We start from the raw sequence: 14,756 nt of genomic DNA, 5'->3' as shown, positions 1-14,756 counted from the left end.
AAAAAAAATTACGCCTCAATGCGCAACCCGTAGCTTTTGAATTTCTCAAGAACAATGGCAATTTCTTCATCGCTGAGTACCGGAACGGGATCCACAATCGCCAGCGTGGCCAGGTAGAGTTTTGCCAGCACCTCGACCTCCTGCGCCAGCCATAGCGCCTTTTCGAGATTTTCTTCGCAGGTAATCAGCCCGTGGTGCTGCAACAGCGTCGCTTTACGATCGCGTAACGCGACCGCGACATGCTCTGACAGCGCGCGTGTCCCGAAGGTCGCGTAAGGCGCGCAGGGAATGGAGTTCCCCCCGGCGGCGGCAATCATATAGTGAATGGCAGGAATAGGGCGGTTGAGTATCGAGACGGCGGTGCAGTTAACCGCATGGTTATGGACGACGGCGTGAGCGTCCGGGCGGGTCTGATACACAACCTGATGAAAACGCCATTCGCTGGACGGCAGTTTATCTTCTTCGTGCCGTCCCTCGGCATCGACATAGACGATACTCTCTTCGGTCAGATGCTCATAGGGAATACCGGTGGGCGTAATCAGCATGCCGTCGCGATAGCGAACGCTGATATTGCCTGCGGTGCCCTGATTTAACCCCATCCGGGTCATCTCAAGGCAGGTGTCGATAATGTCTCTGGCTAATCGGGCTCGTTCCATTTTTATTCTCCGGGTACAGTTTTATTTTTACTGGCGGGAACGTTTGACCAGCTTCATATCGACTTTCGCCGTCTCGTTGACCGCTTCGCCGTCGATGGCTCGCTGCATCAGTTCAAACGCTTTTTCCGCCCAGGTATCTTCATCCTGCTGCATGGACCAGACGCTGTTAGGCAGGAACCCCAGCATGGGGTGCTCATCGAAGGTGCCGATATTTATGTGTGGGGGCACGGTGCCGGTACGCGTGCGCAGGGCTTCGATTGCTCCTTCCAGTACCGGTAATGATGAGGCGATAAACGCCTGCGGCACACCCTGGCTGTCGATAAGCGAATCCATCAGGGCATACCCCCCTTCCGGCGTATTGTCTGGCCCTTCGATGACCCATTCGCGGTGGTGAATACCGGCGGCTTTCAGGGCCTGCAAATAGCCGTTCAGACGGTCCGTAATGCTGGGCAGGGCGGTATCGCCCACCAGGAACCAGAGCGGCGTTTTACTCTCTGCCAGCATGTTCCGGGCCAGTTCATCCCCCCCGGCCTCGTTATGACTCTCAACCAGCGCGTTGTCAGTAAAGCCAAAATCCCGGTCGAGGAGCACCAGGGGTTTTTGGATCTGCCGCAAATGATGCTGCTGGTTTTCCAGCGTCGAGGGAACGATAAACAAGCCGTCCACGTTGCGCGCCATCAGGGCTTTCACCAGCTTATTTTCGTAATCCACATCGTTGTAAGTACAGCTGATCATCAGCTGGTAGCCCGAACGGCGGCAGCGCAGTTCGAGTTTCTCGGCGAGGGTTGCAAAGAACACGTTCGAGATGTTGGGCACGATAAGCCCCAGCGTCTCGGTTTTGTTTAGCTTAAGACTGCGTGCCGAATGGTTGAGGGTATAGCCGAAGCGCTCAACGTGTTCATTAATTCGGGACTGTGTTTTCACACTGATTCGGTACTGTTCGGCTTTTCCGCCCAGTACCAGCCGCACGGTGGTGACGGATAAATTCAGATCCTTCGCTATCTGTTCAACTGTTTTGGCCATTGCTACGCCTCAATCCTTAACGTACGTAAAAAACTGCTGATAAAGCATATGCATCCTGCCATTACATTTCCTGCTGCATCAGGATATTAAGCGACTGCTGCTGGGTCCACAGCATCAGGTACGCCTCATATTTTTGCCGGTGGAAGGCTGCGGTTTCCGGACGACGGGTGATGATGTCGCCAGCTTTAACCATTTCACGGGTAGCGTCGGTCAGCGTTGCCCATGCACCGCTCGCCACAGCGCCACAAATGGCCGCGCCGAGGGTGACGGCATCTTCTTCGGCTAAAAGATGGATATCGCAGCCCGTGGCATCGGCATACTCCCGCAGCCAGAGCCGGTTATGGGTGGCTCCGCCACAAATGACAATGCGCGACAAGCTGTGCCCGTGGTGTTTCAGGGTATCCATAATGTGTCGCGTGCCATAGGCGATGGCCTGTAGCGTGGCCAGATAGAGCCTCGCCAGCGCGCGTTCACCGGTTTCTAATGTCAGGCCGACCACGCTGCCCCGCGCATCCGGACGCGAACGCGGCGAACGGTTGCCGTGGTGATCGGCCAGAATGTGCAGGTTGCGGGTGGGATACTTCTCTTCCTGCTCTAGTGCGGCTACCCAGTCGTTGAGCAGCGCCACCGGATGACGTTGTGCCGCTTCTGCTTTGGCAAACAGGTCTGCACTGGCGCCGTGCTCGCGCAACGTCCAGTCCACCAGCGCCCCGGCGGCACTTTGCCCGCCCTCCGTCAGCCAGTAGCCCGGCAGCATGGCGCTCCAGTAAGGCCCCCAGACGCCGGGCGTGTGGATCTCCGTCTGACTTGCGAGCATGTGGCAGTTCGAGGTCCCGCTGATGAGCGCCAGCGTGCCTTCCGGATGGGATCCAGTCAGCGCTACGCCACCCGCGTGGGCATCGATCATGCCGCTTGCCACCACCACTTCTTCGTGCAAACCCAGCGCTTGCGCTGCCTGCGGGCTGAGTTTCCCGACGCATTCAGCAACGTCCAGAATAGTATCGGGAATTTTTGTCAGTAAGGTTTCCAGCCCCACATCCCTGAGCAGCGACTCGCTGAACCGCGCCTCATGCGCAAGGTAGTTCCATTTACAGGTGAGGGTGCACAGGCTGGCGGCGTCCTGGCCCGTCGCTTTCCAGACCAGAAAATCGGCCAGGTCGAAAAAACGCCAGGCCCGATCCCAGGTGTCAGGATGGTGCCGCTGCAACCACAGCAGTTTGGGCAGTTCCATCTCAATACTCACCTCGCCGCCCACGTAGCACAGGGCCGGGTCGCGTGTGGCATTGATGCGAACGGTCTCTTCGCGAGCACGATGATCCATCCACATAATGATGTCCTGCGAGGCCGGGCTGTCCGGGGAGACACTCAGGCCGTTACCGTCCGCATCCAGCGCGACCAGTGAGCACGTAGCGTCGAAGCCAATCGAACGAATGGCGTCGGGTGAGATCCCAGAGGAGGCGACGGCTTCCCGCACCACCGCGCAAACCTGCTGCCAGATCTCCGCAGAGGATTGTTCCACCCGCGCGTTGCTGGCGTGAAACTGCGAAATCGGACGAGTCGCGAAGCTCAACCGCGCGCCTTGCGCAGAGTAAAGCCCTGCACGCACGCTGGCTGAACCCACATCGACCCCGAGAAAATAGCCGTCACGCATCATGAACATCCTTATTTTTTACCAAATGGATGTAACAGTTTATCAATTTCAGGGGTGTTGATATTCTGCGCATTGACATATTTCACTGGAATATCAATTTCTTTCGCTACCGTTTGTCCGGAAATTACCGCGTTCAGCGCTTTTATGCCCTGATAACCAATCTGGTACGCATCCTGCACCACGAAGCCCTGAATCACGCCGTTTTTGAGGAAGTTAATGATGGCTTCAGTGCTGTCAAAACCGATGACTTTCACTTTGCCCTTCAGATTCTGGCTGTCGATAGCGTTCGCAACGCCCAGGGTTGAGCCTTCATTGGTGGCATAAATACCGGCGATATCCGGGTTGGCCTGAACCATATCAATGGTTTTATCCATCGCTTTTTGCGGGTCGCCATCGCTGTATTGCACTGGCAGAACCTGAATATTCGGGTACTTCTCTTTCATCCGCTCGCTGAACCCTTCGGAGCGCTCAATGGCTGACGTCGTCCCCGCTACGTGGGCGATAATACCCACTTTCCCCTTCTGGCCAACCTGCTCCGCCAGCGCATCCGCCGCCTGTGCGCCCGCCTTACGGTTATTGGTGGCGACAAAGCTGGCCGGGATATCGGAGTTCACGCCTGAGTCGAAGGTCACCACTTTGATCCCCCGGCTGTTGGCGGTTTCCACCAGCGGGGCAAGGGCGTTTGCATCAAGGGCAGCCAGCAACAGGCCGTTTGGCTTTTGTGCCATGGTGTTTTCGACTAGCTGGATCTGCTCGGCGATTTGCGTTTCATCGGCAGGGCCAACGTAGCTGGTTTTATCACCTAACTCTTTTGCGGCAGCTTCCGTCCCCATTTTGACCGTCTGCCAGAATTCGTGCTGGTAACCTTTACTGACCACCGGCAGGTTTAAATCTTTGGCCAGCGCGCTGCTGGACAGGATGGCAACGAGCGACAGGGCGCTCAGGATATGGCTGGTTTTCATTATTTTGCTCCGTTGTAGGGTTGGCAGGGCTTGTTGTATCGAGAACCTAACGCATTCTTTTACGTAACGTGTCCAGGTAGACGGCGGCAACGACGACCACGCCCATTGCCACCATCTGCCAGAACTGGGACACGCCCATGAGATTGAGGCCGTTCTTCAGCACGCTCATAATGAACGCGCCTATGATGGTGCCGCCAATGGTGCCCACGCCGCCCATCAGACTGGTCCCGCCGATCACGACCGCCGCAATAGCTTCCAGCTCATAACCCACGCCTACGGTTGGCTGGCCGGAGTTGAGACGAGAGGCGAGGATCACCCCGGCCACGCCGGTTAACAGACCGCAGAAGGCGTAAACGAAAATTTTCACGCGCTGGACGTTGATCCCGGAAAGATGTGCCGCCGTTTCATTGCTGCCGACTGCGTAGATATAGCGGCCCATCACCGTTTTCTTCAGGATCCACATGGCGATCAGCGCCACGATGACCAGGTAGAACACCGGATAAGGCAGAATGTCGAACAGGCGACCCTGCGCCAGCAGCTTGAACTGTGGGTAGTCAGAAAAATAGATCGCGCGGCCATCGGTCATCACCATATTGATGCCGCGTACCGACATCATCAGGCCGAGGGTGGCAATAAACGGTGGAATGGTCATTTTGGTGACCAGAAAGGCGTTCACATACCCGCATACGCCACCGGCCAGCACGCCCGCCAGAATACAGACCGGCAGCGGCATACCAAACCCGGCGGTTATGCCAACGGCAACACCGGAGAACGCCACCACCGATCCGAGTGACAGGTCGATCCCGGCGGTAATAATCACAAAGGTCACGCCAATGGCCATGATGCCAATCACCGCCGTTTGCAGGGCGATAGTCATGATATTTTCAGTATTAAAGAAGAACGGTGAGCTGAAGCTGAAAAACAGAACCAGCAGCACCAGACTTAAAAGGGGCGCCAGACGCATCAGGAGCGCTTTATTTATTTTCATCGTAGGGTTTCCGCTTTGCGGCGATGGAACGGTAACGGGCATGATTAATCCTCCAGCGTGGCGTATTGCATGATTTTTTCCTGGGTGGCGTGCTCAGCCTCTATTTCACCGGCTATGCGGCCGCTGCGCATCACGAGTATGCGGTCGCACATTCCTAATACTTCCGGCAGTTCGGATGAAATCATGATGATCGATTTACCTTTCGCGACAAGGCGGTTCATTAATTCATAAATTTCCCGCCTGGCGCCGACATCAATTCCCCGGGTTGGCTCATCAAAAATTAAAATATCGGTGTCTTTACAGACCCAGCGGGCAATAATGATCTTCTGTTGATTACCGCCGCTTAAATTCAGTGCCGCCTGTTCCAGATGCGGCGTTTTTATTCGCAGTGCATCCACCAGTTTCTGGCTGGCCTCCCGGCAGCGTTTTTCGTTGACATGACCCGCGGCACCGGCGTAGTCCGGATAATTGCCGAGCATAATGTTCATCTCAACGGAAAGGCCGAGGGCGAGTCCCTCTTTTTTGCGGTCTTCTGTTAAATAGCTGATGCCTTTTTCAATGGCGTCAGCCACGTCTTTAATTCGGGTGGGGATACCGTTCAGCGTCAGGGTACCGCCGTCGATCGCATCGGCACCGAACAGGGCACGGCCCAGTTCCGTTCGGCCTGAGCCCATTAAGCCAGCGAGGCCGAGGATCTCACCGCGCCAGAGGGTGAAGGTGATGTCATGCAGTACGCCGTTACGCGACAGGCCGTTCACCTCCAGCACTTTTTCTCTACGCTGAGGCGGCGGGCGTTTTGGGTAGATGTTATCGAGATTGCGGCCAACCATCATGGCGATAAGCTCGCCAATCTGGACCGTTTCGTAATCCACGGTGGCGATGTATTGTCCGTCGCGCATGACGGTGGCGCGATCGGCGATCAGCGCCAGCTCTTCCAGACGGTGCGAAATATAGACAATCCCCGTGCCCTGAGCCTTGAGCATCCGCGTGACGTCAAACAGACTCTCAATTTCACTTTCAGTCAGGGCGGCTGTGGGTTCATCCATGATCAGCACTTTGGCATTAACCGAAATCGCTTTGGCAATTTCCACCATCTGCTGCTGGGCTACGGTTAATTCACTGACGCGGGTGTCAGGGGCGATTTTTAAATTCAGCGTGTGCAGTATTTTCTCAACTGCCTGTCGCTGGGCGCGTTTATCTAACTGCCAGCGACTATTTTTGCAGAACTCACGGCCAATAAAGATATTTTCTTCCACGGTTAAATCGGGAAAGAGATTAAATTCCTGATGGATAATCGTAATACCTGCGTGCTGAGCACTTAGCGGATCGCTGAATGATATGGATTGCCCTTCAAAGCGAATTTCACCGGCATCGGGCTGGTAAACACCGGACAATATTTTCATTAGCGTCGATTTTCCGGCACCATTTTCACCTAACAGGGCATGAACTTCGCCGCGGCGTAAATCGAAATCAACCTGATTCAGCGCCAGCACGCCGGGAAAGCGTTTGGTGATGCGCGTCATCTGAATAAGAGTCTCTGACATTGCAAAATTCCTGTGTTGGAAAGGCAATGAATCACAAGGCACAGTGATGTGGTTAATAAGCTAACTCGACTTAGCTTTCGTCCTTAAAAGCTATTTTAGGGTCATAATTTAGCCAAATCATTTGTATTCAAATTGTGACGTCGTGCAAAGGTATTTTGTTATTTGATTGAATTTAAAAAATATATTTTAATTTTGCTGAATCGTAATACCTGACGCTGATCGAATTTTGACCTCTCATCGTGAATTTGCTCACAGATCCTGCACATTTACCTTGTCTCATTTTTAGAGTGAACCCTAAGCTAATTCGAGTTAGCAAATTTCACCGCTTTCCGTTCACGGTGCTGCCCGGGCGCTTTTTCACGGCGATGCCCCCTGAGACGGATAGGTTAACCAACGTGAGGAAGGGCTATGAAAACGATAAAAGCGTTACCCCGGATTGGCATTCGACCTGTTATTGATGGCCGCCGAATGGGGGTACGCGAGTCTCTGGAAGAGCAGACCATGAACATGGCGAAAGCCACGGCGGCGCTACTCAGTGAAAAATTACGCCACCCCTGCGGTACGCCCGTCGAGTGCGTGATTGCTGATAGCTGTATTGCCGGAATGGCGGAGTCTGCCGCGTGTGAAGAGAAGTTCAGCACGTGCCACGTGGGTCTGACGATCACCGTCACCCCCTGCTGGTGTTACGGGAGTGAAACCATAGATATGGATCCGCTGCGCCCGAAAGCGATCTGGGGCTTTAACGGCACCGAGCGTCCGGGGGCGGTATACCTTGCGGCGGCGCTGGCGGCGCATAATCAGAAAGGGATCCCGGCGTTTTCCATTTACGGCCACGATGTACAGGATGCGGGCGATGAGGCCATCCCGGCAGACGTTGAGGAAAAACTGTTGCGCTTTGCCCGGGCGGGCCTGGCGGTCGCCAGCATGAAGGGGAAAAGTTATCTGTCGGTGGGCGGCGTCTCGATGGGGATCGCTGGCTCGATTGTCGATCACAACTTCTTTGAATCCTGGCTGGGGATGAAGGTGCAGGCGGTGGATATGACCGAACTGCGCCGCCGCATCGATCATAAGATTTACGACGAACAAGAACTTGAGCTGGCCCTGGACTGGGCGCAAGCACATTTCCGTTTCGGCGAGGATAAAAACGCGGCGCAGTATCGCCGCAATGAACAGGAAAATGCCGCGATTTTGCGGGAAAGCCTGCTGATGGCGATGTGCATTCGCGACATGATGCAGGGCAACCCCAAACTTGCTGCGATGGGCCGCGTGGAGGAATCGCTGGGCTATAACGCCATTGCGTCCGGCTTCCAGGGGCAGCGCCACTGGACGGATCACTATCCGAATGGCGATACCGCAGAAGCGCTGCTGAACAGCTCCTTCGACTGGAACGGAATTCGCCAGCCGTTCGTGGTGGCGACGGAAAATGACAGCCTGAACGGGGTAGCGATGCTGTTTGGGCACCTGATGACCGGTACCGCGCAGATATTTGCTGATGTACGCACCTACTGGTCGCCGGAGTCGGTGGAGCGTGTGACCGGCCAGAAGCTCACTGGACGGGCTGAACACGGCATTATTCATCTGATCAACTCCGGCTCTGCGGCGCTGGACGGTACCGCGGAGCAGAAAGACGCAGAGGGAAAACCGACCCTGAAACCGCACTGGGACATTACTGAGCAGGAAGCCAGCGCGTGCCTGGCCGCAACCCACTGGTGTCCGGCGGTGCATGAATACTTCCGCGGGGGCGGTTTCTCATCAAACTTCCTCACCCGGGGTGGCGTGCCATTTACCATGACCCGCGTAAACCTCATCAAGGGTGTGGGGCCGGTATTACAGATAGCGGAAGGCTGGAGCGTTGAGTTGCCGGAACAGGTGCATGACATTCTGAATCAGCGCACCGATTCAACCTGGCCGACCACCTGGTTTGCCCCACGCCTGACCGGGAAAGGCCCGTTCAGCGACGTCTATTCAGTGATGGCGAACTGGGGCGCTAACCACGGGGTATTAACCGTCGGGCACGTCGGGGCTGATTTCATCACCCTGGCGTCCATGCTGCGCATCCCTGTGTGCATGCATAACGTGCCGGAGGCGCTGATTTATCGGCCGACGGCCTGGGGCGCTCACGGTATGGATCCAGAAGGGCAGGATTACCGCGCCTGTGAAAATTACGGACCGTTATACAAACATTAAGCCGGCCTGCCAGCCTGCTCTGGCGGGCTGGCAGCCTGTGGGGACCGCGATGAAAAAATGTTTTCTGGTTCTCGATTGTGGCGCGACTAATGTGCGCGCCATTGCGCTGGATCCCGAAGGGAATATTGTGGCGCGCGCCGCGGTGGCAAATGAAAGCGAGAGCGCCGCTGAAAATCCGGCCTGGCACCAGTGGTCGCTCGACGCCATCATGCAACGTTTTGCCGTCTGTTGTCAGAAAATCAGCGCAGTGCTGAGCGAGCATGACCTGTGCGGAATGAGTGTGACGACCTTTGGCGTGGATGGCGCGCTGGTGGATGAGCGTGGAGCGCTGCTTTACCCGATCATTAGCTGGAAATGCCCCCGCACCGTGCCGGTGATGGAGGCGGTTGCCCGTTCGTGCTCTCCGGCTGAGCTACAGCAGATCACCGGCGTTGGCCAGTTTAGTTTTAACACGTTGTATAAGTTACGTTGGCTTCAGGACAACCATCCCGAACTGTTACAGCGTGCTCACGCCTGGCTTTTTATCTCCTCGCTTATCAACCATCGCCTGACCGGAAAGATGACGACCGATCTCACGATGGCCGGTACCAGCCAGATGTTCGATCTCCATCAGCGGCGCTTCAGCGAAACGATCTTAAGCAAGACAGGCGTCCCTCATTTCCTTTTCCCGCCGCTGGTTTCCCCCGGCGAAATGATGGGTGAATTGCAGCCCGACGCGGCATCCAGGCTCGGATTGCCCTGCGGCGTGCCGGTGATCTCCGCCGGGCACGACACGCAGTTCGCCCTTTTTGGTGCCGGTGCGGGGGTTAATGAGCCGGTTCTCTCGTCGGGAACCTGGGAGATTTTGATGGCGCGCACCTCGCAGGTTAATACCGCTTCGCTGGTGCAATACCCGGGCGCAACCTGCGAACTGGATAGCCGGACGGGGCTTTATAATCCGGGACTGCAATATCTGGCGTCTGGCGTGCTGGAGTGGATCCGCGCGCTGTTCTGGTCGCCTGATGCCGACTGGGACACCATTCTGACTCAGGCGGCGGCGATCCCGCACGGCGCGGATGGCGTCACGATGAATACCCAACTGCTCGATTCTCCGCTCGCGGGCTGGCAGGGCGTGACGCTCAACACCACGCCAGCGCATTTTTACCGCGCAGCCCTGGAAGGACTCACGGTGCATCTGCAAGAAAACCTCCTGGCGCTGGAGGCGATTGCGCAGTTTAAGGCGCGTGAACTCCTGCTGGTGGGGGGAGGGAGCCGCAACAGGCTGTGGAACCAGCTTAAGGCCAATGCGCTTGGGATCCCGGTGAAGGTGCTTGAAGACGCTGATACGACCGTGCTGGGGGCGTCTTTATACGGATGGTGGGGCGTCGGAGAAACGGCCAGCGCTGAGGCTGCTCGCGATCGGGTCCACTATCGTTACCGTTATTTCTATCCTGAGGAGCAAACCCGTGCTTAAAACGATATCCCCACTGATTTCACCCGAGCTGCTGAAAACGCTGGCAGAAATGGGCCATGGTGACGAGATTATTTTTGCAGATGCGCACTTTCCCGCGCACAGCCTGGGGCCAAAGGTGATCCGCGCAGATGGCCTGCTCGTCAGCGATTTGCTGGCGGCGGTGATCCCGCTGTTTGAACTCGACAGCTATGCGCCACCGCTGGTGATGATGGCCCCTGTCGACGGGGATACGCTTGATATACGGGTGGAAGCGCGCTATCGCCACGCACTCTTCGGTGAGGCGGAAGGGGAGGGGATTACGCGTATCGATCGGTATGCGTTTTATGCGCGGGCACAGAAAGCGTACGCCATTGTGGTGACGGGGGAGACCGCGAAATACGGCAATATACTGTTGAAGAAAGGGGTGACGCCGCACCAAAAAAAAACGCCGGGCTAAACCCGGCGTTTTCACTTCAGCCAGCTTACCAGACGTAAGTCAGCAGGTTTTGTGAATCTGGCACCATGAAGTCGACGGACATCATCACGGACAGAGAGGTGATGGCGACAATTGAGAACACAAACAGCTTACGTGCCCAGACTTTGTCATCTTCCACTTTGTAACCGCGCAGAGCCATGCCGAGCCACCAGACGCTCACCGCGGCTGCTACCACCAGATATTTATATCCGGCGTAACCGCCCAGAGAGAGCATCAGCGTTGCCACAGCAAAAGCGATGATGTACAGCGTGATGTGGTTTTTGGCAACTGAAATGCCTTTCACGACCGGCAGAACCGGAATGTTCGCCGCCTGATAATCCTTAAAGCGGAAAATCGCGATGGCGTAGGAGTGCGGCATCTGCCACAGGCTAAAGATAGCCAGCAGGATGAGCGCACCGCTGTCGAACTCGTTCGTGACGGCGCAGTAGCCAATCACCGGCGGCGCAGCGCCGGAGAGAGAACCAATCAGCGTGCCGTAGACGGAGTGACGTTTCATATACAGGCTGTAGACGCCCACATACACCACGAACCCCATCACCCCCAGCCAGCAGGCCAACGGGTTAGCACCAAACCACAGCAGCATAAAGCCAGCAATACCCAGCAAGGTGGCGTACACCAGCGAGACGGAAGGGGCAATCAGGCCTTTAACCAGCACCCGATTTTTGGTCCTTTCCATCTTCTTGTCGATATCCATGTCGATGTAGTTGTTAAATACACAACCGGACGCAACCACCAGTGACACACCGACCAGCGTGTAAATAAAGAGGGCGTAATCAATGCTGCCTTTAGAGGCCAGCAGGAACCCTCCGATTACGGAGATCAGGTTGCCAAAGATGATGCCTGGTTTCGTGACTTGCAGGTATTGCTTAAACATACTCGCCGCTCTTAGTGAACCATCATGTTGTAGTTAAGGTTCCACATAATCCAGATGGAACCGACTACCAGGATAGCGATGATAATCACGGTAAAGATAAAGGCCGTCATGTTCCAGCCTTCATCGGACTTGGTGTTCATGTGCAGGAAGCAAACCAGATGCACCAGAATCTGAATCACCGCGGTCACCAGGATTGCGCCCAGGATAACCGGCTTGGATGCAGAACCGTTCATCACCATCCAGAACGGGATCACCGTCAGAATGATCGACAGGATGAAACCTGTCATATAGGTTTTTACGCTGCCGTGGGAAGCGCCATGATCGTTAGAATGACTCATTACATCGCCCCCATCAGATAGACAACAGAGAACACACAGATCCATACCACGTCCAGGAAGTGCCAGAACAGGCTCAGGCACATGATACGGGTACGGTTAGTACTGGTCAGGCCGCGACGGGAGATCTGGAACATCAGCACTGCCATCCAGATCAGACCCGAGGTCACGTGCAGACCGTGGGTACCTACCAGCGCGAAGAACGCTGACAGGAAGCCGCTACGATCCGGGCCGAAGCCTTCCATGATCAGGTGATGGAATTCATAGATTTCCATCCCGATAAAGCCAGCACCAAACAGCCAGGTCAACGCCAGCCAGGAGACAACCTGGCTCTTGTTGTTTTTGTACATGGCGATAGCCGCCATGCCGTAGGTGATGGAGCTGAATAACAGCAGTGCGGTTTCAACCAGAACGAACGGCAGTTCAAAAATGTCCTTACCGGTCGGGCCGCCCGCTGTGCCGTTCACCAGAACGGCATAGGTTGCGAACAGACAGCAGAACAGGATGCAGTCGCTCATCAGGTAGATCCAGAAACCGAAGACTTTCGTCGGTCCTGTATCATGGTGCGCATGTTCATGCGCGTGGGCAGTCGAGTGCGCCAGAGTATCAGTTGCCATTTTTCAGCCCCGCTTTAGAAATCTCGTCAAAATGCTGGTTTTCCAGCTTTTCAACTTCACGGACTGGTACGTAGTAGTCCACGTCCTCGTCAAAGCTCTTCACAATCCAGCTGATTACGATGCCAGCGAAGCCAACAATCGCCATCCACCAGATGTGCCAGATCATTGCGAAACCAAATACCGTTGCGAAGGCGGCAATCACGATGCCCGCACCGCTGTTTTTCGGCATATGGATCTCTTCGTAATGTTCAGGTTGCTTGTACGCTTCACCTTTTTCTTTCATTTCCCAGAACGCATCACGCTCATGAATGTGCGGCACGACGGCAAAGTTATAGAACGGAGGTGGAGAAGAGGTAGACCACTCCAGCGTACGGCCACCCCACGGGTCACCGGTCAGGTCACGGTTCAGGTTACGGTCACGGATAGACACGTAGTACTGAATCAGCTGGCACAGAATACCGCAGGCAATCAGCGCTGCGCCGCCCGCTGCAATCATCAGCATTGGGTGGAACTGCGGATCGATCTGCTGGCTCAGACGACGGGTCATCCCCATGAAGCCCAGCACGTACAGCGGCATAAACGCCACGAAGAAGCCGATGATCCAGAACCAGAACGCGCGTTTACCCCATTTTTCGTTCAGGGTGAAGCCGAACGCTTTTGGCCACCAGTAGGTCACGCCAGCGAAGCAGCCGAAGACGACGCCGCCGATGATCACGTTATGGAAGTGCGCAATCAGGAACAGACTGTTGTGCAGAACAAAGTCAGCACCCGGTACCGCCAGCAGTACGCCGGTCATCCCACCTACGGAGAAGGTCACGATGAAGCCGATAGTCCACAGCATGGCGGAGTGGAACTGGATACGGCCCTGGTACATGGTGAACAGCCAGTTGAAGATCTTAACCCCGGTCGGGATCGCGATAATCATGGTGGTAATACCGAAGAAGGCGTTTACGTTCGCGCCCGCACCCATGGTGAAGAAGTGGTGCAGCCAGACGATGAACGACAGAACGGTAATACACACGGTTGCCCACACCAGAGAGGTGTAACCAAACAGACGTTTACGCGAGAAGGTTGCCGCGATTTCGGAGAACACACCGAACACCGGCAGAACCAGGATGTACACTTCCGGGTGACCCCAGGCCCAAATCAGGTTGATGTACATCATCATGTTGCCACCCATATCATTCGTGAAGAAATGGGTACCCAGATAGCGATCCAGGGTCAGCAGCGCGATGGTGACGGTCAGAATTGGGAACGACGCGATAATCAGTACGTTGGCGCACAGAGATGCCCAGGTAAATACCGGCATCTTGAACATCGTCATACCAGGAGCACGCATCTTCAGGATGGTCACGAAGAAGTTGATACCGGTCAGGGTGGTACCGACACCGGAGAGCTGAAGCGCCCAAATCCAGTAATCAACACCTACGCCCGGGCTGTACTCAATTCCCGACAGCGGCGGGTAGGCCAGCCAGCCGGTCTGGGCAAATTCACCCACACCCAGTGACAGGTTAACCAGGATAACGCCGACAACGGTGAACCAGAAGCTCAGGTTGTTCAGGAACGGGAACGCCACGTCGCGCGCGCCGATTTGCAGCGGAACGACTACGTTCATCAGACCGATAACCAGCGGCATCGCCACGAAGAAGATCATGATAACGCCGTGGGCGGTAAAGATCTGATCGTAGTGGTGCGGTGGCAGGAAGCCTGCTTCACCCGCAGAAGCGAGCGCCTGCTGGCTACGCATCATGATCGCATCCGCAAAGCCACGAATTAACATGACGATACCGACGATGCAGTACATGATGCCGAGTTTTTTGTGGTCAACCGAAGTCAGCCACTCGTTCCACAGGTAGCTCCACTTACCGAAGTAAGTGATGAGGCCAACTAAGGCCGCGCCACCAATGATAATTGCAGCAATCGTAACCATGATAATGGGTTCATGGTACGGCACCGCATCCAATGTCAATTTTCCGAACATTTTCTTCCTC

At 55.5% G+C, this 14,756-nt stretch carries 13 protein-coding genes; 3 read left to right on the top strand and 10 right to left on the bottom strand.

Annotated features, from left to right (window positions below; all coding sequences use genetic code 11):
- Nucleotides 1-8: 8 nt before the first annotated feature.
- The 6 genes from fucA to BH712_RS09130 form a co-directional block, all read right to left on the bottom strand.
- Nucleotides 9-656 carry an L-fuculose-phosphate aldolase gene (fucA, locus tag BH712_RS09155; RefSeq protein WP_006809897.1) on the bottom strand — a complete coding sequence of 216 codons (648 nt, stop codon included), beginning with the start codon at nucleotides 654-656 and terminating at the stop codon, nucleotides 9-11.
- A 27-nt stretch (nucleotides 657-683) separates the two neighbouring features.
- Nucleotides 684-1,679: a LacI family DNA-binding transcriptional regulator gene (locus BH712_RS09150; protein WP_006809896.1), complete on the bottom strand. Its 996-nt coding sequence runs from the start codon at nucleotides 1,677-1,679 to the stop codon at nucleotides 684-686.
- Nucleotides 1,680-1,740: 61 nt separating this feature from the next.
- Nucleotides 1,741-3,330, bottom strand: a complete 1,590-nt coding sequence (locus tag BH712_RS09145) for an FGGY-family carbohydrate kinase (protein ID WP_032673628.1) — start codon at nucleotides 3,328-3,330, stop codon at nucleotides 1,741-1,743.
- Nucleotides 3,331-3,341: 11 nt separating this feature from the next.
- Nucleotides 3,342-4,292, bottom strand: a complete 951-nt coding sequence (locus BH712_RS09140) for an ABC transporter substrate-binding protein (RefSeq protein ID WP_000858088.1) — start codon at nucleotides 4,290-4,292, stop codon at nucleotides 3,342-3,344.
- Nucleotides 4,293-4,338: 46 nt separating this feature from the next.
- Nucleotides 4,339-5,322 (bottom strand): ABC transporter permease, encoded by a 984-nt coding sequence (locus BH712_RS09135; protein WP_032673627.1) that lies wholly within the window; start codon nucleotides 5,320-5,322, stop codon nucleotides 4,339-4,341.
- A 2-nt stretch (nucleotides 5,323-5,324) separates the two neighbouring features.
- Nucleotides 5,325-6,824 (bottom strand): sugar ABC transporter ATP-binding protein, encoded by a 1,500-nt coding sequence (locus BH712_RS09130; protein ID WP_006809893.1) that lies wholly within the window; start codon nucleotides 6,822-6,824, stop codon nucleotides 5,325-5,327.
- A 408-nt stretch (nucleotides 6,825-7,232) separates the two neighbouring features.
- On the opposite strand from BH712_RS09130, the gene fucI reads away from it, so the two are divergent.
- The 3 genes from fucI to fucU are packed head-to-tail and all read left to right on the top strand — an operon-like array spanning nucleotide 7,233 to nucleotide 10,900.
- Nucleotides 7,233-9,011: an L-fucose isomerase gene (gene fucI, locus BH712_RS09125; RefSeq protein WP_006809892.1), complete on the top strand. Its 1,779-nt coding sequence runs from the start codon at nucleotides 7,233-7,235 to the stop codon at nucleotides 9,009-9,011.
- Nucleotides 9,012-9,060: 49 nt separating this feature from the next.
- Nucleotides 9,061-10,464, top strand: coding sequence for an L-fuculokinase (gene fucK / locus BH712_RS09120; RefSeq protein ID WP_032673776.1), 1,404 nt, complete (start codon nucleotides 9,061-9,063; stop codon nucleotides 10,462-10,464).
- Complete coding sequence (gene fucU, locus BH712_RS09115; RefSeq protein ID WP_006809890.1) at nucleotides 10,457-10,900, top strand: L-fucose mutarotase; 444 nt, start codon at nucleotides 10,457-10,459, stop codon at nucleotides 10,898-10,900. Before fucK ends, fucU begins: the two co-directional genes overlap by 8 nt.
- 25 nt (nucleotides 10,901-10,925) lie before the next feature.
- On the opposite strand, the gene cyoE is transcribed toward fucU, so the two are convergent.
- The 4 genes from cyoE to cyoB are packed head-to-tail and all read right to left on the bottom strand — an operon-like array spanning nucleotide 10,926 to nucleotide 14,746.
- Nucleotides 10,926-11,813, bottom strand: a complete 888-nt coding sequence (cyoE, locus tag BH712_RS09110) for a heme o synthase (RefSeq protein ID WP_006809889.1) — start codon at nucleotides 11,811-11,813, stop codon at nucleotides 10,926-10,928.
- An 11-nt stretch (nucleotides 11,814-11,824) separates the two neighbouring features.
- Nucleotides 11,825-12,151 carry a cytochrome o ubiquinol oxidase subunit IV gene (locus BH712_RS09105; protein WP_006809888.1) on the bottom strand — a complete coding sequence of 109 codons (327 nt, stop codon included), beginning with the start codon at nucleotides 12,149-12,151 and terminating at the stop codon, nucleotides 11,825-11,827.
- Entirely contained in the window at nucleotides 12,151-12,765 is a 615-nt protein-coding gene (locus BH712_RS09100) for a cytochrome o ubiquinol oxidase subunit III (protein WP_003859057.1), read from the bottom strand. The genes BH712_RS09105 and BH712_RS09100 overlap by 1 nt, the downstream gene beginning before the upstream one ends.
- On the bottom strand, nucleotides 12,755-14,746 hold the full coding sequence (gene cyoB / locus BH712_RS09095; RefSeq protein ID WP_006809887.1) for a cytochrome o ubiquinol oxidase subunit I: 1,992 nt from the start codon (nucleotides 14,744-14,746) through the stop codon (nucleotides 12,755-12,757). Before cyoB ends, BH712_RS09100 begins: the two co-directional genes overlap by 11 nt.
- Nucleotides 14,747-14,756 lie beyond the last annotated feature (10 nt).

Source organism: Enterobacter hormaechei ATCC 49162, from assembly GCF_001875655.1.
Classification (GTDB): Bacteria; Pseudomonadota; Gammaproteobacteria; order Enterobacterales; family Enterobacteriaceae; genus Enterobacter; species Enterobacter hormaechei.
The sequence above is the reverse complement of the archived record's forward strand: the minus strand, read 5'-3'. Positions and strand labels throughout refer to the sequence as shown.

Excerpts from the sequence above, each read along its gene's own strand:
- fucA (WP_006809897.1), bottom strand. The coding sequence starts at position 656 with ATGGAACGAGCCCGATTAGCCAGAGACATTATCGACACCTGCCTTGAG.
- BH712_RS09150 (WP_006809896.1), bottom strand. The coding sequence starts at position 1,679 with ATGGCCAAAACAGTTGAACAGATAGCGAAGGATCTGAATTTATCCGTC.
- BH712_RS09145 (WP_032673628.1), bottom strand. The coding sequence starts at position 3,330 with ATGCGTGACGGCTATTTTCTCGGGGTCGATGTGGGTTCAGCCAGCGTG.
- BH712_RS09140 (WP_000858088.1), bottom strand. The coding sequence starts at position 4,292 with ATGAAAACCAGCCATATCCTGAGCGCCCTGTCGCTCGTTGCCATCCTG.
- BH712_RS09135 (WP_032673627.1), bottom strand. The coding sequence starts at position 5,322 with ATGCCCGTTACCGTTCCATCGCCGCAAAGCGGAAACCCTACGATGAAA.
- BH712_RS09130 (WP_006809893.1), bottom strand. The coding sequence starts at position 6,824 with ATGTCAGAGACTCTTATTCAGATGACGCGCATCACCAAACGCTTTCCC.
- fucI (WP_006809892.1), top strand. The coding sequence starts at position 7,233 with ATGAAAACGATAAAAGCGTTACCCCGGATTGGCATTCGACCTGTTATT.
- fucK (WP_032673776.1), top strand. The coding sequence starts at position 9,061 with ATGAAAAAATGTTTTCTGGTTCTCGATTGTGGCGCGACTAATGTGCGC.
- cyoE (WP_006809889.1), bottom strand. The coding sequence starts at position 11,813 with ATGTTTAAGCAATACCTGCAAGTCACGAAACCAGGCATCATCTTTGGC.
- BH712_RS09105 (WP_006809888.1), bottom strand. The coding sequence starts at position 12,151 with ATGAGTCATTCTAACGATCATGGCGCTTCCCACGGCAGCGTAAAAACC.
- BH712_RS09100 (WP_003859057.1), bottom strand. The coding sequence starts at position 12,765 with ATGGCAACTGATACTCTGGCGCACTCGACTGCCCACGCGCATGAACAT.
- cyoB (WP_006809887.1), bottom strand. The coding sequence starts at position 14,746 with ATGTTCGGAAAATTGACATTGGATGCGGTGCCGTACCATGAACCCATT.